The 26,939-nt window shown below is 71.9% G+C and carries 22 protein-coding genes and 1 pseudogene; 14 read left to right on the top strand and 9 right to left on the bottom strand.

Annotated features, from left to right (window positions below; all coding sequences use genetic code 11):
- Window positions 1-53 precede the first annotated feature (53 nt).
- The 5 genes from RM779_RS01625 to mce form a co-directional block, all read right to left on the bottom strand.
- On the bottom strand, window positions 54-821 hold the full coding sequence (locus RM779_RS01625) for an ABC transporter permease (protein WP_311614972.1): 768 nt from the start codon (window positions 819-821) through the stop codon (window positions 54-56).
- A gap of 3 nt (window positions 822-824) precedes the next feature.
- Entirely contained in the window at window positions 825-1,733 is a 909-nt protein-coding gene (locus RM779_RS01620; RefSeq protein WP_311614970.1) for an ABC transporter ATP-binding protein, read from the bottom strand.
- A gap of 111 nt (window positions 1,734-1,844) precedes the next feature.
- Window positions 1,845-2,789, bottom strand: a complete 945-nt coding sequence (locus tag RM779_RS01615) for a coiled-coil domain-containing protein (protein ID WP_077058781.1) — start codon at window positions 2,787-2,789, stop codon at window positions 1,845-1,847.
- 226 nt (window positions 2,790-3,015) lie between these two features.
- Window positions 3,016-6,324: a hypothetical protein gene (locus RM779_RS01610; RefSeq protein WP_311614967.1), complete on the bottom strand. Its 3,309-nt coding sequence runs from the start codon at window positions 6,322-6,324 to the stop codon at window positions 3,016-3,018.
- A gap of 122 nt (window positions 6,325-6,446) precedes the next feature.
- The gene (gene mce, locus RM779_RS01605) at window positions 6,447-6,899 is read right to left on the bottom strand and encodes a methylmalonyl-CoA epimerase (protein WP_311614965.1); all 453 of its coding nucleotides are present in this window, start codon (window positions 6,897-6,899) and stop codon (window positions 6,447-6,449) included.
- A gap of 137 nt (window positions 6,900-7,036) precedes the next feature.
- On the opposite strand from mce, the gene RM779_RS01600 reads away from it, so the two are divergent.
- Window positions 7,037-8,245 carry an acetyl-CoA C-acetyltransferase gene (locus RM779_RS01600; protein ID WP_311614962.1) on the top strand — a complete coding sequence of 403 codons (1,209 nt, stop codon included), beginning with the start codon at window positions 7,037-7,039 and terminating at the stop codon, window positions 8,243-8,245.
- 107 nt (window positions 8,246-8,352) lie between these two features.
- On the top strand, window positions 8,353-9,327 hold the full coding sequence (gene meaB / locus RM779_RS01595) for a methylmalonyl Co-A mutase-associated GTPase MeaB (RefSeq protein ID WP_311614960.1): 975 nt from the start codon (window positions 8,353-8,355) through the stop codon (window positions 9,325-9,327).
- Window positions 9,328-9,416: 89 nt separating this feature from the next.
- Here the strand turns inward: meaB and RM779_RS01590 are convergent, their stop codons facing one another.
- Window positions 9,417-10,268: a peptidase M4 gene (locus RM779_RS01590; RefSeq protein WP_311614958.1), complete on the bottom strand. Its 852-nt coding sequence runs from the start codon at window positions 10,266-10,268 to the stop codon at window positions 9,417-9,419.
- Window positions 10,269-10,388: 120 nt separating this feature from the next.
- Here RM779_RS01590 and RM779_RS01585 point away from each other — a divergent pair, with 120 nt between their 5' ends.
- Together RM779_RS01585 and RM779_RS01580 are read left to right on the top strand one after the other, a co-directional pair.
- Window positions 10,389-11,057: a response regulator transcription factor gene (locus RM779_RS01585; protein ID WP_311614957.1), complete on the top strand. Its 669-nt coding sequence runs from the start codon at window positions 10,389-10,391 to the stop codon at window positions 11,055-11,057.
- On the top strand, window positions 11,050-12,531 hold the full coding sequence (locus RM779_RS01580; protein ID WP_311614955.1) for a sensor histidine kinase: 1,482 nt from the start codon (window positions 11,050-11,052) through the stop codon (window positions 12,529-12,531). The genes RM779_RS01585 and RM779_RS01580 overlap by 8 nt, the downstream gene beginning before the upstream one ends.
- Before the next feature lie 46 nt (window positions 12,532-12,577).
- Here the strand turns inward: RM779_RS01580 and RM779_RS01575 are convergent, their stop codons facing one another.
- Window positions 12,578-13,051, bottom strand: coding sequence for a MarR family winged helix-turn-helix transcriptional regulator (locus tag RM779_RS01575; protein ID WP_311614953.1), 474 nt, complete (start codon window positions 13,049-13,051; stop codon window positions 12,578-12,580).
- Window positions 13,052-13,186: 135 nt separating this feature from the next.
- Between RM779_RS01575 and RM779_RS01570 the strand changes: the two genes are divergently transcribed.
- The 3 genes from RM779_RS01570 (at window position 13,187) to RM779_RS01560 (ending at window position 17,331) form a co-directional block, all read left to right on the top strand.
- Window positions 13,187-13,531 carry a DUF3817 domain-containing protein gene (locus tag RM779_RS01570; RefSeq protein WP_077058772.1) on the top strand — a complete coding sequence of 115 codons (345 nt, stop codon included), beginning with the start codon at window positions 13,187-13,189 and terminating at the stop codon, window positions 13,529-13,531.
- 96 nt (window positions 13,532-13,627) lie between these two features.
- Window positions 13,628-15,403 carry a glycosyltransferase family 2 protein gene (locus RM779_RS01565; RefSeq protein WP_311614952.1) on the top strand — a complete coding sequence of 592 codons (1,776 nt, stop codon included), beginning with the start codon at window positions 13,628-13,630 and terminating at the stop codon, window positions 15,401-15,403.
- Complete coding sequence (locus RM779_RS01560; protein WP_311614951.1) at window positions 15,400-17,331, top strand: radical copper oxidase GlxA; 1,932 nt, start codon at window positions 15,400-15,402, stop codon at window positions 17,329-17,331. The genes RM779_RS01565 and RM779_RS01560 overlap by 4 nt, the downstream gene beginning before the upstream one ends.
- A 43-nt stretch (window positions 17,332-17,374) precedes the next feature.
- On the opposite strand, the gene RM779_RS01555 is transcribed toward RM779_RS01560, so the two are convergent.
- Window positions 17,375-18,397 (bottom strand): glycoside hydrolase family 6 protein, encoded by a 1,023-nt coding sequence (locus tag RM779_RS01555; RefSeq protein WP_311614949.1) that lies wholly within the window; start codon window positions 18,395-18,397, stop codon window positions 17,375-17,377.
- Between the two features lie 92 nt (window positions 18,398-18,489).
- On the opposite strand from RM779_RS01555, the pseudogene RM779_RS01550 reads away from it, so the two are divergent.
- The 7 genes and pseudogenes from RM779_RS01550 to RM779_RS01520 all read left to right on the top strand — a co-directional run.
- Window positions 18,490-18,990 (top strand): annotated as a pseudogene (locus tag RM779_RS01550) (MarR family winged helix-turn-helix transcriptional regulator); the annotation flags it as partial.
- Between the two features lie 99 nt (window positions 18,991-19,089).
- Window positions 19,090-19,425, top strand: coding sequence for a DUF3817 domain-containing protein (locus RM779_RS01545; RefSeq protein ID WP_077058767.1), 336 nt, complete (start codon window positions 19,090-19,092; stop codon window positions 19,423-19,425).
- A gap of 118 nt (window positions 19,426-19,543) precedes the next feature.
- Complete coding sequence (locus tag RM779_RS01540; RefSeq protein WP_311614946.1) at window positions 19,544-21,244, top strand: acyl-CoA mutase large subunit family protein; 1,701 nt, start codon at window positions 19,544-19,546, stop codon at window positions 21,242-21,244.
- 67 nt (window positions 21,245-21,311) lie between these two features.
- On the top strand, window positions 21,312-22,295 hold the full coding sequence (locus RM779_RS01535) for a tetratricopeptide repeat protein (protein ID WP_311614944.1): 984 nt from the start codon (window positions 21,312-21,314) through the stop codon (window positions 22,293-22,295).
- Window positions 22,296-22,757: 462 nt separating this feature from the next.
- Window positions 22,758-23,372 carry a DUF6230 family protein gene (locus tag RM779_RS01530; protein ID WP_311614942.1) on the top strand — a complete coding sequence of 205 codons (615 nt, stop codon included), beginning with the start codon at window positions 22,758-22,760 and terminating at the stop codon, window positions 23,370-23,372.
- Window positions 23,373-23,484: 112 nt separating this feature from the next.
- Window positions 23,485-24,024 carry a DUF6114 domain-containing protein gene (locus tag RM779_RS01525; protein ID WP_394813207.1) on the top strand — a complete coding sequence of 180 codons (540 nt, stop codon included), beginning with the start codon at window positions 23,485-23,487 and terminating at the stop codon, window positions 24,022-24,024.
- The gene (locus RM779_RS01520) at window positions 24,014-25,399 is read left to right on the top strand and encodes a hypothetical protein (RefSeq protein WP_311614939.1); all 1,386 of its coding nucleotides are present in this window, start codon (window positions 24,014-24,016) and stop codon (window positions 25,397-25,399) included. Before RM779_RS01525 ends, RM779_RS01520 begins: the two co-directional genes overlap by 11 nt.
- A 62-nt stretch (window positions 25,400-25,461) precedes the next feature.
- On the opposite strand, the gene pyk is transcribed toward RM779_RS01520, so the two are convergent.
- Entirely contained in the window at window positions 25,462-26,892 is a 1,431-nt protein-coding gene (gene pyk, locus RM779_RS01515) for a pyruvate kinase (protein ID WP_311614937.1), read from the bottom strand.
- Window positions 26,893-26,939: the final 47 nt, after the last annotated feature.

The following is a 26,939-nucleotide window of genomic DNA, read 5'->3' as shown; positions in this document are numbered from 1 at the left end:
GGCTGTTCGTCATTATCGGCGGCGGGGGCGGCCACGCCGCCGTCCGGGACGGCTCAGGCGTCCCGCCGCTTGAGGACGACGTATCCGGCCAGCAGCGAGGCGGCCACCCAGGCCAGCATGATCAGCAGGCCGGTCCACGGGCCGTAGGGACGCTCACCGTCGTCGATCACCGCCATGATCCGCGATCCCGCCTGATCCGGCAGGTAATCGCCGATCTTCTCCGTCGCCTCGACGTTGGCCAGAATGCTGGAAATCATGAAGAAGAACGGGATGAGCACGCCGAACGACAGCATCGGACTGCGCAGCATCCACGTGACCCCCATGGCGAACAGGGCGATCAGCCCCATGTAGAGCCCGCCGCCGAACACCGCGCGCAGCACCCCGGGCTCGCCGAGGTCCGTACGGTGCTCGCCCAGCATCGCCTGGCCGAGGAAGAACGTGAGGAAGCTCGTCAGCATCCCCACCAGCAGCGCCAGCGCGGTCGCGATCACCAGCTTGGCGCCCATCAGCACGCCGCGCTGCGGCACGGCCGTCAGCGAGGCGCGGATCATGCCGGTGCTGTACTCGTTGGACACCACCAGAATCCCGAACGCGATCATGGCGAGCTGCCCGAGCGAGGTGCCCGCGAAGCTGATGAACGTCGGGTCGAACGTCAGGCGTTCCTCGCGTGACAGATCGTCGTAGCTCTGCCGGACCAGGAAGCTGATCAGCATGCCGAGCGCCACCGTCACCACCAGGGCGGCGGCCAGCGTCCACAGTGTGGAACGCACCGAACGGATCTTGGTCCACTCCGAGGTCAGCACCCAGCCGGTGTGCGCCATCGCTCAGCCCTCCCGCGCCTGGTACTCGACGGACCCGTGCGTCAGCCGCATGAACGCCTCCTCGAGCGACGCCTGCCGCCGGGACAGCTCGTGCAGCACCAGGCCGTTCGCCGCGGCGATCTCGCCGACCCGCGCGGCCGGCACGCCCTCCACCTCGAACCCGCCGTCCGGCTGCGGCACGGGCCGCAGCCCGGCGCCGGCCAGCGAAACGCGCAGCCGCTCCGGATCGGGCGACCGCACCTGGACGTAGGGACGGGAATTCTCCTCGATGAACCGCGCCATCGAGGTGTCGGCCAGCAGCCTGCCCTGGCCGATCACCACCAAGTGGTCGGCGGTCAGCGCCATTTCGCTCATGAGATGGCTGGAGACAAACACCGTGCGGCCGTCCGACGCCAATTGCTTCATCAGATTGCGTATCCAGTGAATGCCCTCGGGGTCGAGGCCGTTCACCGGCTCGTCGAACATCAGGATCTTGGGATCGCCGAGCAGCGCGCTCGCGATGCCGAGCCGCTGCCCCATCCCCAGCGAGAAACCCTTCGGCCGCTTCCTCGCCACGCCGGAAAGGCCCACCAGATCGAGCACTTCGCCGATGCGCCGCTCGGGAACGCCGTTGCTCTGCGCAAGGCACAGCAGATGGTGGTACGCCGTCCGGCCCGGGTGCACCGACCTGGCCTCCAGCAGGGCCCCGATGTACGTCAGCGGCTCCGGCAGCTGGTCGTACCGTTTCCCGTCGATACGCACGTCGCCGCTCGTGGGCCGGTCGAGACCCAGGATCATGCGCATGGTGGTCGACTTGCCCGCGCCGTTCGGGCCCAGGAAGCCGGTGACCACACCGGGGCGCACCGCGAAGGTCAGCCCCTCCACGGCCGTCTTCCCGCCGTACCGCTTGGTCAGCTCAGACAGCTCGATCATGGAACCGACGCTAGAACGCCGCGGGGGCCGCCGCCCGTCCAGGCGGCGGCCCCTGCGCCATCGGGGTGAGCGCCCCGGCCCGGCAGGCCGGGGAGCGCTCGGTGGTCCTGCTCAGCGGGACTGCTGAGCGGGCACGCCCTTGGTGACGCCCTCGTCCCCGTCGTCGTCGCCGAGCGTCGCCGCCGCGACCTGGGCGCCGGTCAGCGTGGCCAGCATCTCGCGCACGTTCGTCAGCTGCGCGTTGATGCTGTCGCGGCGGTTGGTCAGCGCCGCCAGCTCGCGCTCGGACTCGCTGCGGATGCGGTCGGCCTTCGCGTTGGCGTCCGCCACGATGTCCTCGGACTGCCGCTGCGCGGTCTCCACCGTCTGGCGGGCCCGGCGCTCGGCGTCGGTGCGCAGCTTCTCGGCCTCAAGACGCAGCTGCTCGGCGCGGTGCTCGATCTCCGCAAGCCGCTTCTCGGCCTTGGCCTGACGCGAGGCCAGGTCGCGCTCGGACTGTTCGCGCCGCTTGGCCAGGTTGGTCTCGAAGTCCGCGGCGGCCTGGGCGGCCTTGGCGCGGGTGTCCTCGAAGAGGGCGTCCGCCTCCTCGCGCTTGGCCAGGGCGTCCTTGTCGGCCTCGGCACGGGTGGCCGCGGCCTCGCCCTGCGCCTTCTCGACGATGCGGGAGCCCTCTTCCTCGGCCTTGGCCTTGCGCTCCGCCGCGTACGCCTCGGCGTCGTTGCGCACCTGCTGGGCCGCCCCCTCGGCCAGCTCGCGGTGCTGTTCGGCGGCCCGCCGGGCCTCCTCGCGCAGATCCTTCGCCTCTTCCTCGGCGAGGCGGAGGATCTTTTCGACCCGGGCGCCAAGACCCGCGTATGACGGCTCGGAATCGGTAACGGCCGCCTGGGCGTTCTGCGTTTCGAGGTGCAGCTCCTCGATCCGCTTCTCCAGAGAGGTGATACGAGCAAGTGCGCTGTCACGGTCGGCGACGAGCTTCGAGATGCGGTCGTCCACCTGCCCGCGGTCGTAGCCGCGCCGCACGAGCTCGAAGCCGAAGGGGGAGGAAGTGTCGCTCATGGGGTTCCTGTCGAATCAGACGGGTGAGTGAGTTGATGGAATGTCGGGCCTGGGCGTTCAGCGCTTCGAGGTCGAGCTCCTAAAGCCTTTGTGCAGACGGGTCCATGCCCTCGGGGCCATCATCCTAGGGGGCGAACCGGCGTGTCTTCGAGCGGATGCGCCTTCTCCGTGGAGAATGTTCGCCCCTTCCGCTCAATCGAGTGTTCAGGTGATTGGCCCGACTCCGTTAGCCGCCGGGCCGTTTGCCGCCGGAACGTGATCCGCCGGCGCCCGCGGAGACCGCACCCTTGCCGCCGCCCTTACCACCGGGCTTGGGCGCCTCGAAGGACTCCAGGGCCTCCAACACGTCCTGAACACGGGAGATTTCGGCATTGATGTCCGCACGGCGGCGGGAGAGCTTCTCCAACTCCCGCTTGCCCTCGTCCACCAGACGCTTGGCCTCCCGCTCGGCCTCGGAACGCATCGACTGCGTCTCGCGCAGCACCTTCGTACGCTGCTGCTCGGCGTCCTTCAGCAGAGCCTCCGCCTTCTTCACCGCGGCGATCCGCACCTTGCTCGCTTCCGCGTTGGCCTCGGCGGACAGCTTCTCCGCCGCCGACCTGGCCTCGGCCCGCTGCTCCTCCGCCGCCTTCATCAGCTTGTCGACCCGCTCGCCGGCCGCGCGCGCCAGCTCGGCGGACTCCCGCCTGGCCCGGTCGTGCAGCTCCTCGACCTCGGACTCGACGCGCGTCCGCAGCTCCTCGGACCGTTCCCTGACGGCCGTGGCGTCCCGGCGGGCCTCCTCAAGCAGCTGGTTGGCGTCCCTGCGGGAGGTCTCCACCAGCTCGCTGCCGGTCTCCTGTGCCTCCGCGATCAGCCGGCCCGACTCCTTGCGGGCCGCGGCGACCATCCGGTCCGACTGCTCCTCCGAGGCCGACGCCATGCGCAGCGCCTCCTCCTGAGCCTTCGCCAGCAACTCGTCCGCCTGCGCCGCCGCGTCGCTGCGCTTGCGCGACGCCTCCCGGCGCGCCCGGTCCAGGATGGTGTCGGCCTCCGACCGCGTGCGCTCGGCCGCCTCCTCCGCGCCCGACCGCAGCCGATCGGCCTCGGCGATGGCCTCCTGGACCGTCCGTTCGGCCAGCGCGGAGGCCGCCTCCTTCTCCTCGGCGGACTCCCGCAGCACCCGGGCCGCCTCCCGCTCCGCCTCCGCGCGGTGCGTCGCGATCTCCGCCTCGGCCGTCTCGCGCAGCCCGGCCACCGAGTCCCGCACCTGCTGCGCCTTGTGCTCGGCCGCCGCGACCAGCGTCTCCGCCCGCCGCTCCGCGTCGTCGACGCGCGCCTGCGCCGAGGCGAGCAACTCCTCGCTCCGCTCCCGCGCCTGGGCCCGCTCCCGGTGCGCCGCGTCCCGCGCCTCCGTGAGCGTGGTATCGGCCTCGGCGTGCAGCCGCGCCGCCTCCTCGCGCGCCGCCGACAGCGCCTGCGCGGCCTCGGCCGCGGTGCGCTCGGCCGCCGCTTCCGCGTCGGCGCGCACCCGGTCCGCGGCCTGCCGTGCCTCGTCGCGCAGCCGGTCGCCTTCCGCGATGGCCTCGCCCCGCAGCCGGACCGCGACCTCCTCGCCCTCGGCCCTGGCCCTGGCCGCGTCCGTGACGGCCTCGTCCCGCAGCTGTACCGCGGCCTGCTCGGCCTGCTCGGTGAGCGCCCTGATCCGCTCCGCGGACTCCGTGCGCAGCCGGTCCGTCTCCGCGGCGGCCTCCGTGCGCAGGCGGCCCGCCTCCTCGCGCGCCTCGGCCAGCGCCTCCTCGGCCGCCGTGACCCGCTGCTCGGCCTCCGTGCGCAGCCGTTCCAGATCGGCCGCCGCGGCCTCGCGCTCGGCCCGCGCCGCCTCCCTGGCCTCCGTGCGCAGCCGCCGCCCGGCGTCCTCGGCCTCCTGCGTGACCCGCTCCGCCTGGCCGGCCGCCTCCTCGCGCTGCGCCTCCGCGTCGGTGCGGGCCTTGCGCAGCGCCTGCTCCGCCTGGTTCCGCAGGGTGGTGGCGCGCTCGATCGCCTCGGTGCGGACCCGTTCGCTCTCGGCCGTCGCCGCGGAACGCAGCTCCTCCGCGTCGCTCCGCGCCTGCGCGAGCAGCTCCTCCGCGCTGGCCGCGGCCTGCTCGATCTGGGCAACGGACTCCCGCCGCGCGTCCGCGCGAACCCGCTCGCCCTCCTCCGCGGCCTCGGCGCGCAGCTGCTCCGCCTCGCTGCGCAGCCGCCGCGCCTCCTCCTGTAGCTCGACGGTCTTGGCGCGGTACTCCGCGGTGTCGTCCTGCGCGGTGCCCTTGAGCTGCTCCGCCACGTCGTGCGCCTCGGCGCGCAGCCGGTCCGCCTCGGCCTCCGCCTCGGCGCGCAGCCGCTCGGCCTCCTCGGTGGCGGCCTTCTTCGTGGCCTGCGCCTCCTCGGCGGCCTTGCTCAGCACTTCCTCCGCGGTCCGCGCCGCCTCGGCCAGCTGGGCCGCGTACTCCTCGGCCGATTTGGAACGGGCCTCCTCGGCGGCCTCCGCGACCACCCGTTCCGCCTCGGCACGGGCCTCTTCGAGCGCGTGCCGCGCCTCGGCCCTGCGGCTGTCCGCGTCGCGGGTGGCCTCGCCGACCATGCGGGCGACCTCGGCCTTGGCGGTCGCGGTGCGCTGCTCGTACTCCGACTCGGCGGCGCCGCGCCGCTTCTCGGCCTCCGCGGTGGCCTCGGTGACCAGCCGCTCGGCCTCCTCGCGCGCCGTGCGCAGCCCGGCCTGCGCCTCCTCGGCGCGCTCCTCGGCCTTGCGGACCAGCGCGGCGGCCTCCTTGCGCCCGGTCTCCGCGTCCTGCGCCGTGGAACTGCGCAGCCGCTCCGCGTGCTCGGTGGCCTCCTGCGCCTGCGCGGACGCGGCGCCGAGCAGCCGCTCGGCGTCCGCCCTGGCGCGGCGCAGCAGCTCGTCCGCCTCGGCCCTGGCGGCCTCGGCCTCCGCGGCGCTCCGCTGCCGCGCCTCCTCGGTCAGGCGCAGCGCCTCGGCCCTGGCCTGGCCGACGGTCCGCTCGGCCTCGGCCCTGGTCTCCTCGATCAGCCGACGGGCCTGCGACTCGCTGCGGGCGCGGACCTGCTCGGCCCAGGCGACATTCTCGTTGACGTGGGACTCGACGGTGGAGCGGCGCTGGGCCAGCTCCTCGTCGAGGCGCCGCCGGCGGCCGACGGCCTCGGCGTGCAGCTCCGCCTCCATGCGGGCGCGCTGCTCGGACTGTTCCTGAAGGACCCGCTGGGACCTGGTGCGGGCCTCCCTCAGCTCGCGTTCGGCCTCGACGCGCATCTGGTCCGACTGGTGCTGGGCGGACCGCAGGATCTGTTCGGCGTGGGCGGTGGCGTCACCGTAGACGGGGCGCAGGGAGAGCGCCCGGCGCACCTCGTGCAGCTTCGCGCGCAACACCTCGACCTGGTAGCCGAGATCGTCGGCATGGTCGACCGCCTTCTCCCGCTCCTTCTTCAGCCGCTCCATCTCGGCTTCGAATTGCGAGAGGTGGTCTGAAGCCTGGTAGGCGTCGTAGCCCCGCACTGCGCGGTCCCATCCGTCCCCTGGTCGTGGCACTGCAAGATCCGGTCATCGGCCGAACGACGGGACGAGTGAATGCGCCCACAGCCCCGGCTCGGCCACTCTACCGGCCGGGGCAGCGTGCGTCAGTGGCCCTCGGGCTCCCCCTGGGCGTGCGGGGCGGCGGAGGTGACGAGTTCGGTGAGCACGCCGTGACAGTCCTTCGGGTGGAGGAACGTGATCCGCGAGTCCATGGAACCGCGGCGCGGCTCGTCGTAGAGCACCCGGATGCCCTTGCCGCGGATCGCTTCGGAGTCGGCGTCCACGTCGGCGGTGCCGAACGCGATGTGGTGCACGCCCTCACCGTTCTTCTTCAGCCATTTCCCGACGGCCGAATCCTCCCTGGTCGGCTCGATCAGCTGGAGGTAGGACGAGCCCCCGTCGTCGGTGCCGTTGATCCTGAGCATGGCCTCACGCACGCCCTGCTCCTCGTTGATCTCGGTGTGGAAGACCTCGAAGCCGTAGGCGGCGCGGTAGAACTCGACGGTGGCGTCAAGGTCGGTACAGGCGATCCCGATGTGATCGATGCGCGTCAACATTCCCCCATCCCACCGCCTTTGACGTGACGCACGCAACGTGCGCACCGTCACAGACACGCGCCGGTGACCCGGTGCGTCACGCTCTGTACATTGTGTGTGAACCATCGTTCACTCCCCATATTTCCGAGGAGCGCACCATGACATCCAGCAGCGGCAGCGGCGCCACGTCCGTGATCGTCGCCGGTGCGAGAACGCCGATGGGCCGCCTGCTCGGCGCGCTCAAGCCCTTTTCCGGCGCCGATCTGGGCGGCTTCGCCATCCGGGCCGCTCTGGAGCGGGCCGGGGTCACCGGTGAGCAGGTGCAGTACGTGATCATGGGCCAGGTGATCCAGGCGGGCACCGGGCAGATCCCCGCACGGCAGGCCGCGGTGCGGGCGGGCATCCCGATGACCGTGCCCGCGCTGACCGTGAACAAGGTCTGTCTCTCCGGCCTCGACGCCATCGCGCTGGCCGATCAGCTGATCAGGGCCGGCGAGTTCGACGTGGTGGTGGCCGGCGGCCAGGAGTCCATGACGAACGCGCCCCACCTGCTGCCGAAGTCGCGCGCCGGGTTCAAGTACGGCGCGATCGAGATGCTGGACGCCATGGCGCACGACGGGCTGACCGACCCGTTCGAGGGCATCGCGATGGGTGCCTCCACCGAGCGGCACAACACCCGCCTGGCCATCACGCGCGAGGAGCAGGACGCCGTCGCCGCCCTCTCCCACCAGCGGGCCGCCGCCGCCCAGAAGAACGGGATCTTCGACGCCGAGATCGCCCCGGTGGCGATCCCGCAGCGCAAGGGCGACCCGCTGCCGTTCGCCCTGGACGAGGGCATCCGGCCGGAGACCACCGTGGAGTCCCTCGCCGCGCTGCGCCCCGCGTTCGACAAGGACGGGACCATCACCGCCGGTTCGTCCTCGCAGATCTCCGACGGCGCGGCGGCCGTGGTGGTCATGTCGCGGGCCAGGGCGGAGCAGCTCGGACTCTCCTGGCTGGCCGAAATCGGCCCCCACGGGAACGTGGCCGGCCCGGACAACTCCCTCCAGTCCCAGCCGGCCAACGCGATCGGGCAGGCCCTCGGCAAGGCCGGTCTGACGGTCGCGGACCTGGACCTCATCGAGATCAACGAGGCGTTCGCCGCGGTGGCCGTGCAGTCAATGAAGGACCTCGGGGTAAGCCACGAACGAGTGAATGTGAACGGCGGGGCCATCGCGCTCGGTCACCCGATCGGTATGTCGGGCACCCGGCTCGCGCTGCATCTGGCCCTGGAGCTGCGGCGCCGCGGCGGCGGGACGGGCGCGGCGGCGCTGTGCGGCGGCGGCGGCCAGGGCGACGCGCTGATTCTGCGGGTGCCGGCGGCCTGACCGGCTCCGCTCGGTGACTGGCCGCGGGCGTGGCCCGAGCGCGCCCCGAGCGGGGCCTGAGCGGAGCGGACGGGCCCGGCGACGAGGAACACGGGAAGGGAGCACGGGTGGCGAGGGCGACGACCGCCGACGTGGGTGAGCTGGTGGCGCGGGCCAGGGCGGGCGGGCCGCGGGCGGTGGCCCGGCTGATCTCCCTGGTGGAGGGCGGCTCGCCGCAGCTGCGGGAGGTCATGGCCGCGCTGGCGCCGCACACCGGCCACGCCTACGTCGTGGGCATCACCGGCTCGCCAGGTGTCGGCAAGTCGACGTCCACCTCGGCCCTGGTCTCCGCCTTCCGGCGGGCGGGGAAGCGGGTCGGGGTGCTCGCGGTCGACCCGTCCTCGCCGTTCTCCGGGGGCGCGCTGCTCGGCGACCGCATCCGGATGGGCGAGCATGCCTGCGATCCCGGCGTCTACATCCGTTCGATGGCGACCCGCGGCCACCTGGGCGGCCTGGCGAGGGCCGCACCGCAGGCGGTGCGCGTGCTGGACGCCGCGGGCTGCGACGTGGTGCTGGTGGAGACGGTCGGCGTGGGCCAGTCGGAGGTGGAGATCGCCGCCCAGGCCGACACGACGGCGGTGCTGGTCGCGCCCGGGATGGGCGACGGGGTGCAGGCCGCGAAGGCGGGCATCCTGGAGGTCGGCGACGTCTTCGTCGTCAACAAGGCGGACCGGGACGGCGCCGCGGCAACCGTTCGCGAGCTGAATCACATGCTCGGTCTCGGCGAGGCCCGCGCCCCCGGCGACTGGCGCCCGCCGGTGGTCCGCACGGTCGCGGCGCGCGGCGAGGGCCTGGACGAGGTCGTCGAGGCGCTGGAGAAACACCGTGCCTGGCTGGCCGGGGGCGGCGCCCTCGCCGAGCGCCGCGTGCGCCGGGCGGCGCGCGAGGTGGAGGCGATCGCGGTCGCCGCCCTGCGGGAGCGGATGGCCGATCTGCGCGGCGACCGGCGCCTGACCGCCCTCGCGGAACGGATCACCGCGGGCGCCCTCGACCCCTACGCGGCGGCGGACGAGCTGGTGGCGGGCCTCACCGGCGAGGCGTGAGGGACGCCCCCGCACGGGCGAACGCCCCCTGAAGGGCCGGGGCCTCCAGGGGGCGTTCGCCGTCCCGCCGCACGGGGCGGCGGGCGGCCTCAGCGGTCGTCCGCGTCGTCGTCACCGCGGTCGTCGTCGCGGTCGTCGCGGTCGTCGTCGTTGTCGTCATCCCGGTCGTCGTTGTCGTCGTCGCGGTCGTCGCGGTCGTCGCGGTCATCCCGGTCGTCCGCGTCGTCGTCACCGCGGTCGTCGTCCCGGTCGTCCCGGTCGTCGTCCCGGTCGTCGCGGTCGTCGCGGTCGTCGTCATCATCCCGCTCGCGGTCGGTGATGTCGCCCGTCGCGAGGTTGATGCTCAGCTCGTGCTCCGCGCCGTCGTCGCCGCGCAGCTCCAGCTCCCAGTGGCCGTCGTCGACGTTCGCCTCGCGCAGGGCACCCGAGGTCTGCTCCTCGGCCAGGCGGATCGCGGCCAGCGCGTCGACCTCGGCGTTGCCCGAACGCAGGCTCGTCACCGCCGCCTGGTCGTCGTCGTCATCGTCGTCATCGTCGCCGTCCGTGGCGCGGCTGCCGAGGACCTCGGCGCCGTCCTCGCTGACCAAGACCTTGTACCACTGGTCGTCCTCGCCGAAGATCTCGACCTCCCAGCCGCGGTGCCGGTCGTCGTCGTCATCGTCGTCGTCCAGCTCGATCTCGGTCACCACGCCGGGCCGCTCGGCGACGGCGGTGCCGACCGCCCGCTCGGCGGCCGAGCCGCCGCCCGCGCTGCCGTCATCGTCGCTGCCCGCGCCGCCCGCGGCGGTGTCGCTGCCGGCGTCCGCGACCGAGATCTCGTCCAGCGTGTTGGACGTCTGCTCGCTGTCGTCCCCGCTCCCGCCCATCGCGGCGCCGGCCAGGGTGCCCCCGCCGACGACTGCACCGGCGGCGACGATGGCGATGAGAATGTTGCGCTTCATGAGGGTTTCCTCCCCGTGGTCCTGGTTCCTGCCAACGGGAACGACGATGCCTGATCCTTGCTGAAGGGGAGCTGAAGGCACCTGAAGACTTCTTCAGGAACGGTTTGCCAAGCTTGCTCCATGCGCGTGCTGATTGTGGAGGACGAGAAGCGACTGGCCAGGTCGCTCGCCCAGGGGCTGACGGCCGAGGGCTTCGCCGTGGATGTGGCCCACACGGGCACCGACGGCCTGCACCGGGCCACCGAGGGGTCCTACGACCTGCTCATTCTCGACATCATGCTGCCCGGCATGAACGGCTACCGCATCTGCGCCGCCCTGCGGGCCATGGGTGACGAGACGCCGATCCTGATGCTCACGGCCAAGGACGGCGAGTACGACGAGGCGGAGGGTCTGGACACGGGCGCCGACGACTACCTGACCAAGCCGTTCTCCTACGTGGTCCTGGTGGCCAGGGTCCGCGCGCTGCTGCGGCGGCGCGGTGGCCGGGGCGCCTCGCCCGAGCTGCGCGTGGGCGATCTCGTCGTGGACCGCGCCGCCCGGCGCGTGTCCCGGGCGGGCCTTGAGGTGGCCCTGACGGCGAAGGAGTTCACGGTGCTCGAGTATCTGGCGGGCCGCCAGGGGGAGGTCGTCTCCAAGGCCGAGATCCTGGAGCACGGCTGGGACTTCGCCTACGACGGCGATCCGAACATCGTCGAGGTCTACATCAGCGCCCTGCGCAAGAAGATCGGCCCCGGGCTGATCGTCACCGTGCGCGGCGCCGGGTACCGGCTGGTGGCTCCCCGTGGCTAGCGTCAGGTCGAAGGCGGCGTTCGGCGCCACCGCGGTCGTGGCCGTGGCGCTGGTGGCGGCGGGGCTGATGATGCTCGCGCTGCTCCGGGAGAATCTGGACGAGCAGGTCGCCGACGATGCCGAGCTGACCGGCCGCATGGTCGCCGAGCAGCTGGCCACGGACACCGATTTCAGGGACCTCGACCTGGACAGTCCTGAGCCGGTGCAGGTCGTGGACCGGAGCACCGGCCTGACCCGTGCGAAAAGCGATGGCCTGGAGGAGATCGGCGGTACCGGCAGCGACCGGCTCGACGTGTCGCACCCGCCGTCGCCCGAGCCCACGCCGTCCGCCCCACAGGGCGAGGAAGGCGACCGGGACGACGACGATGACGACGATGACGATGACGACGACACCGAGGAGCGGCAGGACGACCAGGACGGCCTTGAGCCCAGCGAGGTCGACAACGACGTCGAGCACGGCAACGGCTGGGCGGTGATGAACGGCGAGCGCCGCGAGTACCTGTTCGCCGAGGTCGAGGTGACCACCCCGCGTGGCGAGGAGGCCATCGTCTACGCGGGCTCGCCGCTCGACGTGGAGCAGGCGGCCATCGACAGCATCCGCACCTCGATGCTGGTGGCGGTGCCGCTGCTGCTCGGTGTCGTCGGCGTCGTCACCTGGCTGGTCACGCGCCGCGCGCTCGGCCCGGTCGAGGGCATCCGCCGGGAGATGGCGGCGATCACGCGTTCCGCGGACCTGTCCCGCCGCGTTCCCGAGCCGCCGGCGCAGGACGAGATCGGCCGTCTGGCCGTGACGACGAACGAGACGCTCGCGGCGCTGGAGACGGCGGTCGAACGGCAGCGGCGTTTCGTCGCCGACGCCTCGCACGAGCTGCGCAGCCCCATCGCCAGCCTGCGCACCCAGCTGGAGGTGGGGGAGGCCCACCCCGAACTGCTGGACGTGCCCGGCGCGGTGAAGGACACCGTCCGGCTCCAGGCCCTGGCCGCCGACCTGCTGCTGCTGGCCAGGCTGGACGCGGGCGAACGGCCGCAGCCGGGCGAGGTGGGCCTGGCGGGGCTGGTCACCGAGGAGCTGGAGCAGCGGCCCGCCGCCGACCCGCACCCGGTGCGCCCGGCCGAGCTGGCGGAGGTGGACGTCCAAGGCTCGCGCGGCCAGCTGGCCCGGGTGCTGGGCAACCTGGTGGACAATGCGCAGCGTCACGCGGCCGGTCTGGTGCGGGTGTCGGTGCGGCGCGAGGGCGGGGACGCCGTGGTGGAGGTCGCGGACGACGGGGCGGGGGTGCCCGCCGGCGACCGCGAGCGGATCTTCCAGCGGTTCGTGCGCCTGGACGACGCGCGCAGCCGCGACGACGGCGGGGCCGGGCTCGGCCTGGCCATCGCGCGGGACGTGGCCGCGCGGCACGGCGGTTCGCTGACGGTCGGGGACGCGCCGGAGGGCGGGGCGCTGTTCGTGCTGCGCCTGCCCGCCATGGCCTGACGGCCCCGCGCCCGCCGCCCGGCGTCCCGCGTTCTGGCGCCGGGCGCTACCGCCCGCGCTGGGCGTGCAGGTGCTCGGCGACGGGTGCGAGGAGACGGTGCAGGACGGCCAGGTCCTCGGCGCCGAGCAGGTCGAGGAGGTGGCGGCGCACGGACGCCACGTGGTGCGGGGCGACCTCCAGCATGGTGGTCCAGCCCTGCTCGGTGAGCACGGCGAACAGGCCGCGCTTGTCGGAGTCGCAGTTCTCCCGGCGCACGAGGCCGGCCTTCTCCATGCGGGTGATCTGGTGGGACAGCCTGCTCTTGGACTGGAGGGTGGCCGCCGCCAGGTCGCTCATCCGCATGCGGCGCTCGTCGGACTCCGAGAGGTTCACCAGGATCTCGTAATCGTTCATGGTCAGTCCGAACGGCTGGAGGTCCCGTTCGAGCTGGTGCATGAGGAGCTTGGTGACCTCAAGATGCGTGCGCCACGCACGCTGTTCCGCGTCCGTGAGCCAGCGGGTCCCGGTGTCGGTGTCCATGCGGTGAACTGTAACCAACCGCGGCGACCCGGCCGGAATGATCGTTTCACGGCTTGCGACAATGGCGGGGGTTGTGCATTCATTCACGTTCACCCCGTTCCCGTTCCCGTTCCCGTTCCCGGAAAGCGGATTCCCATGGACCTCAAGACCGTCTCCGCCCTGCGCCGGCTCCGTCTGGTGTCCGCCCCAGAAGCGGTCTCCTTCCTGGTACTGCTGCTCTGCTCCGTGCTGAAGCGGACCACGGACTTCAACGCCGTGCCCGTCATGGGTGCGGTGCACGGCCTCCTCTTCGTCGTGTACGTGCTGTTCTGGGCCGACGCCTGGAACCGCACGAAGTGGCCGCTGAAGACCGCCGCCTGGTACTTCCTGATGTCCGTGCTGCCCGCCGGCGGTTTCTTCGCCGAGCGGAGCCTGCGCCGGGCGCAGGACGACGCGGTGATCGCCGACCGGGCGCGGCGCGAGGGCGTCATCAACGCCTGACCTTCCCTCACTCGGCCCCCCTCGGGTCGACAGGGCCTGTGGCCTGACGTGTCGTTGATATGTCGGCTTTGAGGCTTTCGTCCTGAGGAGGGTGCCGTGCGGCTTGCGGCGTACGACTACGAGACGTTCAGCTGCCTTGCCGGGCCCCTCGCCGAGCCGGAGCCCGGCTACCGGGTCCGCTACCGGACGCTGATCTCCCGTGAGCCGCACCGAATACGCGCCACCCTGCTGATGACGCTCGCGCCGCTGCTGTCCGCGGTGCTGCTGATCTGGCTGGTCTGGCCGAGCCACTGGACCGACCGCGACCACGCGCCCTGGTGGCTGCTCGCCGCGGACGCCGTCATGCTCGGCTGCATCGGGCTCATCGAGCTGTTCCGCCTCGTCAACGTCGTCTCCATCGCGCACGCCACCCTGGTCGCCCGCGACCCCGTGCCCGTCGTCGCCGAGACCGGCACCCGCGTCGCGTTCCTCACCACCTTCGTGCCCGGCAAGGAGCCGCTGGCCATGGTGCGGGCGACCCTGGAGGGCGCCGTCCGGCTCAGGCACCCGGGGCCGCTGGACGTCTGGCTGCTCGACGAGGGTGACGACCCCGCCGCCCGCGAGCTGTGCGCGGAGCTGGGCGTGCGGCACTTCACCCGGCACGGCGTCCCCGAGTGGAACCGGCCGACCGGCCCCCACCGGGCCCGCACCAAACACGGCAACTACAACGCCTGGCTGGCCGCCCACGGCGACGAGTACGACTTCTTCGCCTCCGTGGACACCGACCACGTGCCCCTGCCCGGCTACCTGGAACGGATGCTGGGCTACTTCCGCGATCCCGAGGTCGCGTTCGTCGTCGGGCCGCAGGTGTACGGGAACTACCTGACCCCCGTCACCAAGGCCGCCGAAAGCCAGCAGTTCCTCTTCCACGCCCTGATCCAGCGCGCGGGCAACCGCTACGGCTCCGCCATGTTCGTCGGCACCAACAACGCCGTCCGCATCTCGGCCCTCCGCGGCATCGGCGGCCTCGTCGACTCCGTCACCGAGGACATGGCCACCGGCTTCGAACTCCACCGCGCCGTCAACCCCGACACCGGCAACCGCTGGCGCTCGGTCTACACCCCCGACGTGCTCGCCGTCGGCGAGGGCCCCTCCAGCTGGACCGACTTCTTCTCCCAGCAACTGCGCTGGTCCCGCGGCACCTACGACACCATCCTGCGCCAGTACGGCCGCGGCCCGCGCCGCCACCCGGCCGGCGCCACGTTCGCCTACTCGCTGATGCTGGCCTTCTACCCGATGGCCGCGATCACCTGGGTCCTCGGCGCGCTCGGCTGCGCCCTCTACCTCACCCTCGGCGCCTCCGGTACGCAGGTCGCCTCCTCGGTGTGGATGATGCTCTACAGCGACGTCGCCGCCCTCCAGATCGGCCTGTACATGTGGAACCGGCGGCACAACGTCTCCCCGCACGAACCGGCCGGCTCCTCGGGCGCCGCGGGCATGCTCATGTCCGCGCTCTCCGCGCCGGTCTACGCCCGTTCCCTGCTCGACGCCCTGCTGCGCCGCCGCTCCTCCTTCGTCGTCACCCCCAAGGGCGGCGAGGCGAGCCCCGACCGGCCGGCCACGTTCCGGCTGCACTTCTTCTGGGCCGGCGTCATCGCCTGCGCGTTCCTCTTCTCCTTCGCCGAGGGGCACACCCACGCCGCGATGCGCACCTGGGCGCTGCTCGCCCTCGTCATCTGCCTGGCCCCCGTGGCCGTCTGGCGCCTGGACCTGCGCCGCGCCGCCGGCTCCCCGCGGCCCGCCGAGGCCGGGCCGCCGGGCGCGGGCGAGCCCTGCGCCCCCGAACCCACCGACGACACCGCTCCGCAACGACCCGTGGGAGTTGACGCATGAGGTACCGCCCCAGCGACCGGATGAAGAAGACCGCCGTCGGCACCGGCGCCACCCTGCTGCTCGCCGCGTTCAACGTGCCCGCCGCGCTGAGCTTCGCGCAGGACCGCCTGCACGAGTACCGCATATCCAGGCCCGAGTACCAGGCGCGGTACGGCTCCTGGGACGTCGTGGACGTGCCCGAGGAGTTCCGCACGAACGCCATCCACGCCGCGCTGCTGCGCACCGGCAAGGTGCTGCTGATCGCGGGCTCGGGCAACGTCGAGGAGGAGTTCGACGCCGGGACCTTCCAGACGGTCCTGTGGGACCCGGAGACGAACGAGTTCTCCGAGGTGCCCACCCCCGAGGACCTGTTCTGCGCCGGGCACGCCCAACTGCCGGACGGCCGCCTGCTGGTGGCCGGCGGCACCGCGCGCTACGAGGTGCTCGGCGACGCCGTGACGCACGCGGGCGGCCCGATGCTGCTCAAGAACGAGAACCCGGACGTCGAGCGGAAGTTCGAGAAGGGCACGCGGCTGCGTTCCCCCTCGGGGCAGGAGTACGTCACCGAGGCCACGGTGACCGTGCCGCGGGCCGAGAAGGAGGTCGTGGACGGCGAGGTGCGGATCACCGCGGGCGAGATCCGGGTGTTCGTGGTCGCCGCCGAGGAGGGCGAGGAGGGCGTCGCGAACGGTTCCGCGCAGTACGAGATCGTCGGCCTCAAGGGGCGCGACGCGGACAACTTCTACGGCCTGGCCGGCGAACTGACCCTGGACGACCAGGACTTCCAGGGCATCGATGCGGCCTACGAGTTCGACCCGGAGGCCGAGCGCTACGTGCCCGTGCCGTCCATGGCGGAGGCCCGCTGGTACCCGACGCTCACCGCGCTGCCCGACGGCCGGGTGCTCACCGTCTCGGGGCTCGACGAGGTCGGCGAGGTCGTGCCGGGCATCAACGAGATCTACGACCCGGAGTCGAAGACCTGGTCCGAGGGCCCGGAACGCTACTTCCCCACCTATCCCGCCCTCTTCCTCACCCAGGGCGGCAAGATCTTCTACACCGGCTCCAACGCCGGCTACGGCCCGGCGGACGAGGGCCGCGAACCCGGCCTGTGGGACCTGGAGGACAACACGTTCACGGAGGTCGGCGGCATCGGCGACCCCGACCAGCTGGAGACCTCCGCCTCCCTGCTGCTGCCCCCGGCCCAGGACCAGCGGTTCATGGTGCTCGGCGGCGGGGGCGTGGGCGAGTCGGAGAAGTCGACGGAGCGCACCGCGATCGTCGATCTCACCGAGGACGACCCCCGCTACCGCGAGGGCCCGTCCCTGCCGCAGGGCACCCGCTACCTCAACAGCGTGATCCTGCCGGACGACACCGTCTTCACCTCCGGCGGCTCGGAGGACTACCGCGGGCGCGGCGAGAGCGACATCCTGCGGGCCCAGTTCTTCGACCCGGCGACGAACGAGTTCCGGCAGGCCGCCGACCCGAAGGTGGGCCGCAACTACCACTCCGAGGCGCTGCTCCTGCCCGACGGCCGGGTCGCGACGTTCGGCTCCGACCCGCTGTTCGGCGACGAAGACAACACGCGCATGGGCGAGTTCGAGAAGCGCATCGAGATCTACACCCCGCCGTACCTCTTCGACGGCAAGGAGGAGACGCGCCCCGCGCTCGGCGAGGGCCCGCGGCGGGCCGCGCCCGGTGACACCGTCACGTTCCGCACCGAGCGGCCGGGCCGGATCGAGACGGCCCGCCTGATGCGCCCCAGCGCCGTCACCCACACCACCGACGTGGAGCAGCGCTCCATCGAGCTGGAGATCGAACGCGGCGAGGGCGAGGCGTCGTTCACCATCCCGGACGACACGTCCCTCGTCCCGCCCGGCTGGTACATGCTGTTCGTGACGGACGAGGCGGGCACGCCGTCCGAGGCGAAGTGGATTCACGTCGTCGAGTGACCGCGTGCCACCGACCGCGTGCCACCGACCGCGTGCCGCGCGCTCAGCCGGTGCCCGACTCCCGGGCCAGCGCGAGCGCGTAGTCGGGCCACCAGCGGCCCGCGGCGGGACCCCCGCGGCACTCGCCGTCGGACTCGCCGGGGCGCTTGATCCACAGGTAGGCGTCGATCAGGGGATCGCCGGTGTCCGTCGTGGGCGGGGTGCCGAGCGCCCGGCCCGGCGGGTTGCACCACGCCTCCTCGCCACCCTCGTAAGGACCGTTCCCGTTGCGGCTGGTGTCGATCACGAAGTGGGCCCCGCCGAGCAGCTCCGACAGCTGGTGCCCGTACGCCGCGCTGTCCCGGAGCGTCTGGAAGTTGGCGACGTTCACGGCGAAACCGTCCGCCCGTTCGACGCCGGACTGCCGGAGCGGGTCGGCGAGGCGGGCCGGTTCGGTGATCCAGCTCGGGTTGCCGGCGTCGAGGTAGACCCGGGTGTTCGGCTGCTGCTTCAGCCGGTCCACCGCGTGCGCCAGCAGCGCGAAACGCTCGGGCACGTACGACGCGTCGGTGCAGCCGTCCGCCGTGTGCGGCACCGCGTCCGGCTCCAGGACCACGGTGGCCGACGCGTCCCCGATGGCCGCGGCGAAGGAGTCGATCCACTCGTGGTAGGCCCCCGCGCCCGCCGCGCCGCCCTGCGAGTACTGGCCGCAGTCGCGGTGCGGAATGTTGTAGGCCACCAGCACCGCCGTCCGGTCCTGCGCCGTGGCCGCTCCGGTCACCGCCCGCACCCGCGGCGCGGGGTCCTCCTCGCCCGGCGGCCACGTCGCCACCGGGCGGTCGGCGATGCGCCGCAGGACCTCCGCGTCCTCGGCCCGGCCCGCCGCCTCCCACTCCCGCACCTGCCGCGCGGCCGGGCTCTCGGGGTCCACCCAGAACTCCCCGCCCGCGTCCGCCGCCTGCGACGGGTCCTCCTCCTCGGGCCCGCCGGGCCCAGAGGAGCCGGCGGAGCCGGAGGTGCAGCCGAGGGCGAGGAGGGCGCAGATCACGGCCGCGGCGAGGCGCCGGATGCGAAGACTGCCGTACATGGCGTCATCGTGTCATGACGGAACGTGCCTGCCCGGCAGCGCCACCGACCGCTCGGCGGCGCTCGCCGCGACTGGGCCGATAGGGTCGCCGCGTGCCGAAACCGCTCAGCCTTCCTTTTGATCCGATCGCCCGTGCCGACGACCTCTGGAAACGCCGCTGGGGACCGGCGCCGTCCATGGCGGCGATCACCTCGATCATGCGGGCCCACCAGATCCTGCTGGCCGAGGTGGACGCGGTGGTCAAGCCCTATGGGCTCACGTTCGCCCGCTACGAGGCGCTGGTCCTGCTCACCTTCAGCAAGGCGGGCGAGCTGCCGATGTCCAAGATCGGCGAGCGGCTGATGGTCCACCCCACCTCCGTCACCAACACGGTGGACCGCCTGGTGCGCTCGGGCCTGGTCACCAAGCGGCCGAACCCCAACGACGGCCGCGGCACCCTGGCGTCGATCACCGAGGAGGGCCGGGCGGTGTGCGACGCCGCGACCCGGGACCTGATGACGGTCGACTTCGGACTCGGCGCCTACGACGACGAGGAGTGCGAGGAGATCTTCGCGCTGCTGCGCCCGCTGCGGATCGCGGCCCGCGACTTCGAGGGCGGTGCGGGCTTCGAGGGCGGTGCGGGCTTCGAGGGCGGTGCGGGCTTCGAGGGGGCCGGGGAAGATCGCCCCGAATGACCGGATAGGCTCGGCCGCATGAAGCGGAGTGTACTCACGCGGTACCGCGTCATGGCCTACGTCACCGCCGTGATGCTGCTGGTCCTTTGCACCTGCATGGTCTTCAAGTACGGCTTCGACACGGGCGACGACGTCACCTTCATGGTCTCGCAGGCCCACGGCCTGCTGTTCATGATCTACCTGGTCTTCGCCTTCGACCTCGGCCACAAGGCCCGCTGGCCCTTCGGCAAGCTGCTGTGGGTCCTGGTGTCGGGGACGATCCCGTTCGCCGCGTTCGTCGTCGAGCGGAGGATCAGCGCGGAGGTGCAGCCGCTGCTGGAGGACGAGGAGCAGTCCGAGCCCGTCGGCGCGTAACGCCGCGAACCGCGGACCGCAGGCCGCGGTCCGCGGCGCAAGGCGGAGTCCTACAGCCCTCCGGCTCCGGAGGGCTCTGCACTCGACAGTTACTAGGACGTCCAAGTAAATTGGCGGTATGGACTCCGACGCCATCACCGCGGGCCGCCGACGCTGGCAGGCTCGCTTCGACGCGTCCCGTACCCGGGACGCCGACTTCACCACGCTCTCCGGCGATCCCGTTGAGCCCGTGTACGGCCCCCGCCCCGGCGACACCTACGAGGGCTTCGAGCGCATCGGCTGGCCCGGCGAGTTCCCCTTCACGCGCGGCCTGTACTCCACCGGCTACCGTGGCAGGACGTGGACGATCCGCCAGTTCGCCGGCTTCGGGAACGCGGAGCAGACCAACGAGCGCTACCGCATGATCCTGGACGCCGGGGGCGGCGGCCTCTCGGTCGCGTTCGACATGCCCACGCTCATGGGCCGCGACTCGGACGACCCGCGCTCGCTCGGCGAGGTCGGCCACTGCGGCGTCGCCATCGACTCCGCGGCCGACATGGAGGTCCTCTTCCGCGGCATTCCGCTCGGCGAGGTCACGACCTCCATGACGATCAGCGGGCCGGCCGTGCCCGTCTTCTGCATGTACGTCGTGGCCGCGGAGCGGCAGGGCGTGGACCTCGGCACGCTCAACGGGACGCTCCAGACCGACATCTTCAAGGAGTACATCGCCCAGAAGGAGTGGCTGTTCGCGCCCGAGCCGCACCTGCGGCTCATCGGCGACCTGATGGAGTTCTGCTCCGCGCGCATCCCCGACTACAAGCCGCTGTCCGTCTCCGGCTACCACATCCGCGAGGCCGGGTCCACCGCCGCGCAGGAGCTGGCCTACACGCTCGCCGACGGCTTCGGCTACGTGGAGCTGGGCCTCAGCCGCGGCCTGGACGTGGACACGTTCGCGCCGGGACTGTCGTTCTTCTTCGACGCCCACCTCGACTTCTTCGAGGAGATCGCCAAGTTCCGCGCCGCCCGCCGCATCTGGGCGCGCTGGCTGCGCGACGTCTACGGCGCCACGAGCGAGCGCGCCCAGTGGCTGCGCTTCCACACCCAGACCGCGGGTGTCTCGCTGACCGCCCAGCAGCCGTACAACAATGTGGTGCGCACCGCCGTGGAGGCGCTTGCCGCGGTGCTCGGCGGCACCAATTCGCTGCACACCAACGCGCTGGACGAGACGCTGGCCCTCCCCAGCGAGCGGGCCGCCGAGATCGCGCTGCGCACGCAGCAGGTGCTGATGGAGGAGACCGGCGTCACGAACGTCGCCGATCCGCTCGGCGGCTCCTGGTTCGTCGAGCAGCTGACCGACCGGATCGAGGCCGAGGCCGAAAAGATCTTCGAGCAGATCCTGGAGCGCGGCAGGCGCGCGGTGCCCGACGGGCAGCACCCGATCGGGCCGGTCACCTCCGGGCTGCTGCGCGGCATCGAGGAGGGCTGGTTCACGGGGCAGATCGCCGAGGCCGCGTTCCGCTACCAGCAGGCGCTGGAGAAGGGCGAGAAGCGCGTCGTCGGCGTCAACCGCCACACCGGCTCTGTCACCGGTGAGCTGGAGATCCTGCGTGTCGGACACGAGGTCGAACGGGAGCAGGTACGCGCCCTGGGCGCCCGCCGGTCGGCGCGCGACGAGGCGGACGTCCGGGCGGCACTCGGCGGCCTGCTCGACGCCGCCCGCTCCGGGCGGAACATGATCGAGCCCATGCTGCGCGCGGCGCGCGCGGAGGCGACCCTGGGAGAAATCTGCGGAACGTTGCGGGACGAGTGGGGCACTTGGACCGAGCCGCCCGGGTTTTAGGCCCCTCCGGGCCCCGCCACCGCGGGGCCCGTACCCGAACGGTCACGGAAGGGGGGAGACTGGTCTCATGCAGCCACGCAATATGTCCATGAGCGGAGCCGTTGACCTCTCCGCGGTGAAGGCGGCCGCAGAGGCCAAGCAGAAGGCGGAGCAGGCCCGCGCTCAGCGGGCCACGGCCCAGGCGGGCGGGCAGCAGCCGGAAGCCCACATCCAGCTGGTCATCGATGTCGACGAGTCGACCTTCGAGCAGGAGGTGCTCCAGCGCAGCACCGAGGTTCCGGTCGTCATCGACTTCTGGGCCGAGTGGTGCGGTCCCTGCAAGCAGCTCAGCCCGATCCTGGAGCGGCTGGCCGAGGAGTACGCCGGGCAGTTCATCCTGGCCAAGATCGATGTCGACTCCAACCAGATGCTGTTCCAGCAATTCGGGGTGCAGGGCATTCCCGCGGTGTTCGCCGTGATCGCGGGCCAGGCGCTGCCGCTGTTCCAGGGGGCCGCGCCCGAGCCGCAGGTGCGGCAGGTACTCGACCAGCTGATCGAGGCGGCGGAGCAGCGCTTCGGCATCGTCGGCACGCAGGTCGACCCGGCGCAGGCCGCCGCGGACCGCCAGGTCCAGGAGCCGGTCGAGCCCGAGCCGCCGTCCAACCCGGCGCTGGCCGCGGCGCACGCCGCGCTGGACGGGGGAGACCTGGGCGGGGCGATCCAGGCCTACGAGAACGTGCTGGCCGAGGAGCCGGGGAACGTGGAGGCCAAGCTCGGCCTCGCCCAGGCCCAGCTCCTGAACCGGATTCAGGGCACGGACCCGGACCAGGCGCGCAAGGCCGCCGCGGACCGCCCCGAGGACGTCGCCGCGCAACTGGCCGTCGCCGACCTCGACCTGGTCGGCGGGCACGTCGAGGACGCGTTCGGCCGGCTGGTCGGCACGGTGCAGCGCACGTTCGGCGAGGACCGGGACGCGGCGCGGGTCCGGCTGCTGGAACTGTTCGAGGTCGTCGGCCCCGACGACCCGCGTGTGATCGCCGCCCGCGGCGCTCTCGCGCGCGTGCTCTTTTGAGCCGCGGCCCTCTCATCCAGCGACAGCGGCCGCGCTTTACCAAAACTTGGTAATCGCGGCCGCTGTCACATTGTGTAGTTCCTGTTGGTGATTTCGGGCGTGTTACGTCCGATTTGGTGCGCGTGTGGGGTGACCTGTCGTGTGCATCGTGCGTGCGGAAGTCCGGGCGTTCTCCACGGATTTCCCACATCGGTATTACTGGCAAGTAATGAACCCCTTGTGTCATCCCGTGAGATGCACCACGATCGGCCAAGCCGATGGAGTCACGTGTCGGCCTCGGGGCAGGGGGGTTCCCGCCCGTCGGGCGGGACCTGTTCCGCAGTGAGCCGCGTACACCGCGGCCAGTGGCTGTCGCCGGGGTGCAGTCCGGGGATAACGCGCTTCTCCTCTCCAGGCGCCGGACGCCTGCTGACCACAGTCGCCGGGTCGTGTGGAGATGTTCGTCCGTGAAGGAGGAAAGTCATGGAGTCACAGGCTCGCGGCGGCACCAGATGGCGGCGATTCGGTCTGGTCATGGTGCCGAGCGTGGCCGCAACCGCAGCCATAGGCGTCGCCCTGGCCCAGGGCGCGCTGGCCGCTTCGTTCAGCGTTTCCGGGCAGGAGTTCAAAGTGAGTGTCGACCGGCTGTACGGCGAAGGATTCGTACAGTACGGCGCGAGCGTCAATCCGCCGGGACCCGGACGGGAGCCGGTCGCGATCTCGGCGTTCGAGCGCGCCGAGATCAACAACCTCTGCCAGTCGGTCGTTGTCCCGGTGCCCTTCATCGGGGACGTCACCCTGAAGATCGGGGCGGGCAGCGACCCGAGCAACCCGGTCATCGCCGACAACCTGTTCATCGATATCTCGCAACTGGACGCGCAGGCCGTGTTCACGAACATCGACATCGGTGTCAGCGTCGACGATCAGTCGAGAGGGCCCGACCCGACAGGGGAGTTCACCCCCGGCTCGTTCGGGCAGCAGGCAGAGTCCGTCGTGCTCACCGATGTCGAGCAGACCGCGTGGGCCACGTCCGCGGGCACGTTCGAGCTCACCGATCTGAGCTTGAGCCTGCACACGGGCAAGGACGAGTGCTTCTGACGGCATGAGCCGTGCCTGGGGCAGAGCGGACTCCCGTCTCTGCCCCAGGGAAAAACGCCGTATCGTGCGTCCCGCCACTGAATCGCGCCACTGGGGAGTACGTGCCGTGAGCATCAACACCGAGGGTCAGCCCATTGTTTCCTTTTTCTCCCGCGGACGCCTTGCGTTCCGGTACTTCCGGTGGCGGCGGCCCTTCTGGGCCGGCCTGTTCGTCCTGATCGCGGGACTGCCGATCGCCTACTTCCCGTACCGGAACGTCACCTTCGGCGATCTCACCGTCCGCATGGCCACCACGGCGGGCGCGGGGTCGCTGGTGATCGGGATTCTGCTGATGCTGCTCGGGCTCACCATATGGTTCCAGCCACACGTACGGATATTCGCGGGCGTCGCGGCGATTCTGCTGGCGCTGGTGTCCTTGATCGTCTCGAACTTCGGCGGATTTCTCGTCGGATTCCTCTTCGGGATGATCGGCGGGGCGATGAGCGTCGCGTGGCTGCCGGGCGAGCAGCGTTCCGCGGCGGACGAGCAAGACACAGGGGACCGGGAGCCGCCGGCCACGACTCCCGGCACCGGCAGCGCGCTGGCCGGCTTCGAGGGGGCCGCACCCGAGCGCGGGAAGGACCCGGGGAAGGGGAAACACCGTGCCGACTGACGACATAGCACCGGCCGACGCGGCGGCCGAGGAGGGCCCGCGGCACGCCGCCCCCCGCAAGACGCTGCTGCAACGCCTGCACATGCCGGTGGGGAAAGCGATCGCTCTGGCGGCGATGCCCTCGGCGGCGCTGATGGGGATGGGGTTCACCTCGCCGCTGGCCAAGGCCGACCCGCAGCCCCCGGAGAACCCGTTCCAGAGCGGGCCGTGCGTGGCCGTTCCCGACGGCGAGCAGCCGGGCGAGGAGCCGGAGGAGCCTGCCGAGCCGGAGGAGCCTGCCGAGCCGGACGAGCCGGACGAGCCGGAACAGCCCGCGGAGGAACCGGCGGAAGAGTCCGGGTCCGAGGAGGAGCCGGCCGGGGAACCGGAGCCTGATCCGGAGCCTGATCCGGAGCCGGAGGAGGCGCGGGACACCGCGGAGGCCGAGGGCGCCGTGGGGGACGCGGGAGCCGCCGACGGGGCCGCAGAGCCGCGTCGGCCGGAGGAAGTGGCCGAGGAGCCCGAGGCGGAGCCGGAAGAGGAGTCCGCCGCGGGGGAGTTCGACCCCAGGGACCCGCTCGGGCTCGGGCAGGGCCTTGAGGACCTGGGCAACGGCTTGGAAGACCTGCTCACGCCGGGCCGCCGGGACGAGGAGCGGCCCGAGGACACGGAGCCGCCCGAGGAGCCCGTCGCCCCGGAGGAGCCTGCGGAGCCGGAGGAACCGGACGAGCCGGCGGAGCCCGACGAACCGGCGGAGCCCGAGGAGGAGCCGCCGTCCGAGGACCCCGGGGCGCGGCAGGAAGAGGCCGCGGAGGACGCGGCGGCCGAGGACGAAGCCGGGAACGACGAAGAGGCCGGTGCGGACCCGTTCGCGCCGGACGCGGCGGGCCGCGAGCCGTTCCCCTGCCCCGTCGAGGAGTCCGTCGCCGGGACGGACGAGCGGACGCCCCGCACGCTGCCGAACGACCCCTGGTACCTGGAGGCGACCTACCTCACCCTGGCGGGCCTCCAGTACCACGGCGTCGTCAACGTCACCACCGCGGACGGCACCACCAAGCAGGTGCTCAAGTTCACCGCGGAGAAGGTGGACATCGGCGACCTGCACCAGATCGTGGACGGCCAGGACGGCGTGCGCACGCACGTGGGCACCGCCGAGGGCTCCAACTCCACCTTCAGGAACGGCACCGTCACCATGTACACCGAGCGGCTCGAAGGAAACCTGTTCGGCGTCATCCCCATCGTGTTCGACCCGGAGCACCAGCCGCCGCTGGATCTGCCGTTGGTCCACTTCACCGACGTGTTCGTCACGCAGGCGGGGCAGTTCGGCGGCACGCTGACCATGCAGGGCATGGAGATCTACCACACCCACGACGGCCCGACCGTTCCCCCGGCCTGACGGGCAAGGACCGGGGAGCCGCGCGTCCCCGGTCCCCGCCCCCGGTGCCGGCCGCGCGACGGTCAGACGCCGCCGTGTCCGCCGAGGTGGTGGACGCGCACCATGTTGGTCGTGCCCGGCACGCCGGGAGGGGAACCGGCCGTGATGATCATGGTGTCGCCCTGGGAGAAGCGGTTGAGGCGCGACAGTTCGGCGTCGCACAACTCCACCATCTCGTCCGTGTGGTTGGCGTGCCGCACGACGAACGTCTCGACGCCCCAGCTCAGCGTCAGCTGGTTGCGGGTCCCGATGTCGGAGGTGAACGCCAGGATCGGCTGCACCGCGCGGTAGCGCGAAAGGCGCCGCGCGGTGTCCCCGGACTGGGTGAACGCCACCAGCGCCTTCGCGTCGAGGAAGTCCGCCATCTCGGCCGCGGCGCGGGCCACGGACCCGCCCTGGGTGCGCGGCTTCTTGCCCGGCACCAGCGGCAGCAGGCCGCGCGAGAGCAGCTCGCTCTCCGCGGCCACCACGATCTTCGACATGGTCTTGACCGTCTCGATCGGATAGCGGCCCACGGACGATTCGGCGGACAGCATGACCGCGTCCGCGCCGTCGAGGATCGCGTTCGCCACGTCGGATGCCTCGGCGCGCGTCGGGCGGGAGTTGGTGATCATCGACTCCATCATCTGGGTCGCCACGATCACCGGCTTGGCGTTCCTGCGGCACAGGCCGATCAGCCGCTTCTGCACCATCGGCACCCGCTCAAGCGGGTATTCGACCGCGAGGTCGCCGCGCGCCACCATCACCCCGTCGAAGGCCAGCACGACCTCCTCCATGTTGTCGACCGCCTGCGGCTTCTCCACCTTGGCGATCACCGGAACGCGGCGGCCCACCCGGTCCATCACGCGGTGCACGTCCCGCACGTCGCCCGCGTTCCGCACGAACGACAGCGCCACCATGTCGGCGCCGAGCCGCAGCGCGAACTCCAGGTCCTCCACGTCCTTCTCGGACAGCGCGGGCACGTTCACCGCGACGCCCGGCAGGTTGATGCCCTTGTGGTCGGAGATCACGCCGCCCTCGATGACGATGGTCCGCACGCGCGGCCCGTCGACCTCGGTGACCTGGAGCGACACGTTCCCGTCGTTGATCAGGATGGTCTCGCCCTTGGCGACGTCGCCCGGCAGCCCCTTGTAGGTGGTGCCGCAGATCGACCGGTCGCCCGCGACGTCCTCGGTGGTGATGGTGAACTCGTCGCCGCGCTGGAGCTCCACCGGCCCGTTGGCAAACGTTTCCAGCCGGATCTTCGGCCCCTGGAGGTCGGCCAGCACGCCCACCGGCCGGCCCGTGTCCTCGCTGGCCTTGCGCAGCCGGTGGTACCGCTCCTCGTGCTCCTCGTGGGACCCGTGGCTGAAGTTGAAACGGGCCACGTTCATGCCCGCGTCGATCAGGGCCTTGAGCTGCTCGAAGGAATCGACGGCGGGGCCCAGGGTGCAGACGATTTTGGAACGGCGCATGGTGGCGATCCTATCGATTTGTTCCGTAGCTGAATTATCGGCGGGGC

This window comes from Streptomyces johnsoniae (genome assembly GCF_031845565.1).
GTDB classification, from domain to species: domain Bacteria; phylum Actinomycetota; class Actinomycetes; order Streptomycetales; family Streptomycetaceae; genus Streptomyces; species Streptomyces johnsoniae.
Note: the sequence above shows the minus strand (reverse complement) of the source record. Positions and strands in the feature narration are given on the sequence as shown.

Bases quoted from the DNA above. Each gene is read 5' to 3' on its own strand.
- RM779_RS01585 (WP_311614957.1), top strand. From the start codon at position 10,389: ATGCGCGTGCTGATTGTGGAGGACGAGAAGCGACTGGCCAGGTCGCTC.
- RM779_RS01590 (WP_311614958.1), bottom strand. From the start codon at position 10,268: ATGAAGCGCAACATTCTCATCGCCATCGTCGCCGCCGGTGCAGTCGTC.
- mce (WP_311614965.1), bottom strand. From the start codon at position 6,899: ATGTTGACGCGCATCGATCACATCGGGATCGCCTGTACCGACCTTGAC.
- RM779_RS01530 (WP_311614942.1), top strand. From the start codon at position 22,758: ATGGAGTCACAGGCTCGCGGCGGCACCAGATGGCGGCGATTCGGTCTG.
- RM779_RS01620 (WP_311614970.1), bottom strand. From the start codon at position 1,733: ATGATCGAGCTGTCTGAGCTGACCAAGCGGTACGGCGGGAAGACGGCC.
- RM779_RS01625 (WP_311614972.1), bottom strand. From the start codon at position 821: ATGGCGCACACCGGCTGGGTGCTGACCTCGGAGTGGACCAAGATCCGT.
- RM779_RS01535 (WP_311614944.1), top strand. From the start codon at position 21,312: ATGCAGCCACGCAATATGTCCATGAGCGGAGCCGTTGACCTCTCCGCG.
- RM779_RS01555 (WP_311614949.1), bottom strand. From the start codon at position 18,397: ATGTACGGCAGTCTTCGCATCCGGCGCCTCGCCGCGGCCGTGATCTGC.
- pyk (WP_311614937.1), bottom strand. From the start codon at position 26,892: ATGCGCCGTTCCAAAATCGTCTGCACCCTGGGCCCCGCCGTCGATTCC.
- RM779_RS01540 (WP_311614946.1), top strand. From the start codon at position 19,544: ATGGACTCCGACGCCATCACCGCGGGCCGCCGACGCTGGCAGGCTCGC.
- RM779_RS01570 (WP_077058772.1), top strand. From the start codon at position 13,187: ATGGACCTCAAGACCGTCTCCGCCCTGCGCCGGCTCCGTCTGGTGTCC.
- RM779_RS01575 (WP_311614953.1), bottom strand. From the start codon at position 13,051: ATGGACACCGACACCGGGACCCGCTGGCTCACGGACGCGGAACAGCGT.
- RM779_RS01615 (WP_077058781.1), bottom strand. From the start codon at position 2,789: ATGAGCGACACTTCCTCCCCCTTCGGCTTCGAGCTCGTGCGGCGCGGC.
- RM779_RS01545 (WP_077058767.1), top strand. From the start codon at position 19,090: ATGAAGCGGAGTGTACTCACGCGGTACCGCGTCATGGCCTACGTCACC.
- RM779_RS01560 (WP_311614951.1), top strand. From the start codon at position 15,400: ATGAGGTACCGCCCCAGCGACCGGATGAAGAAGACCGCCGTCGGCACC.
- RM779_RS01600 (WP_311614962.1), top strand. From the start codon at position 7,037: ATGACATCCAGCAGCGGCAGCGGCGCCACGTCCGTGATCGTCGCCGGT.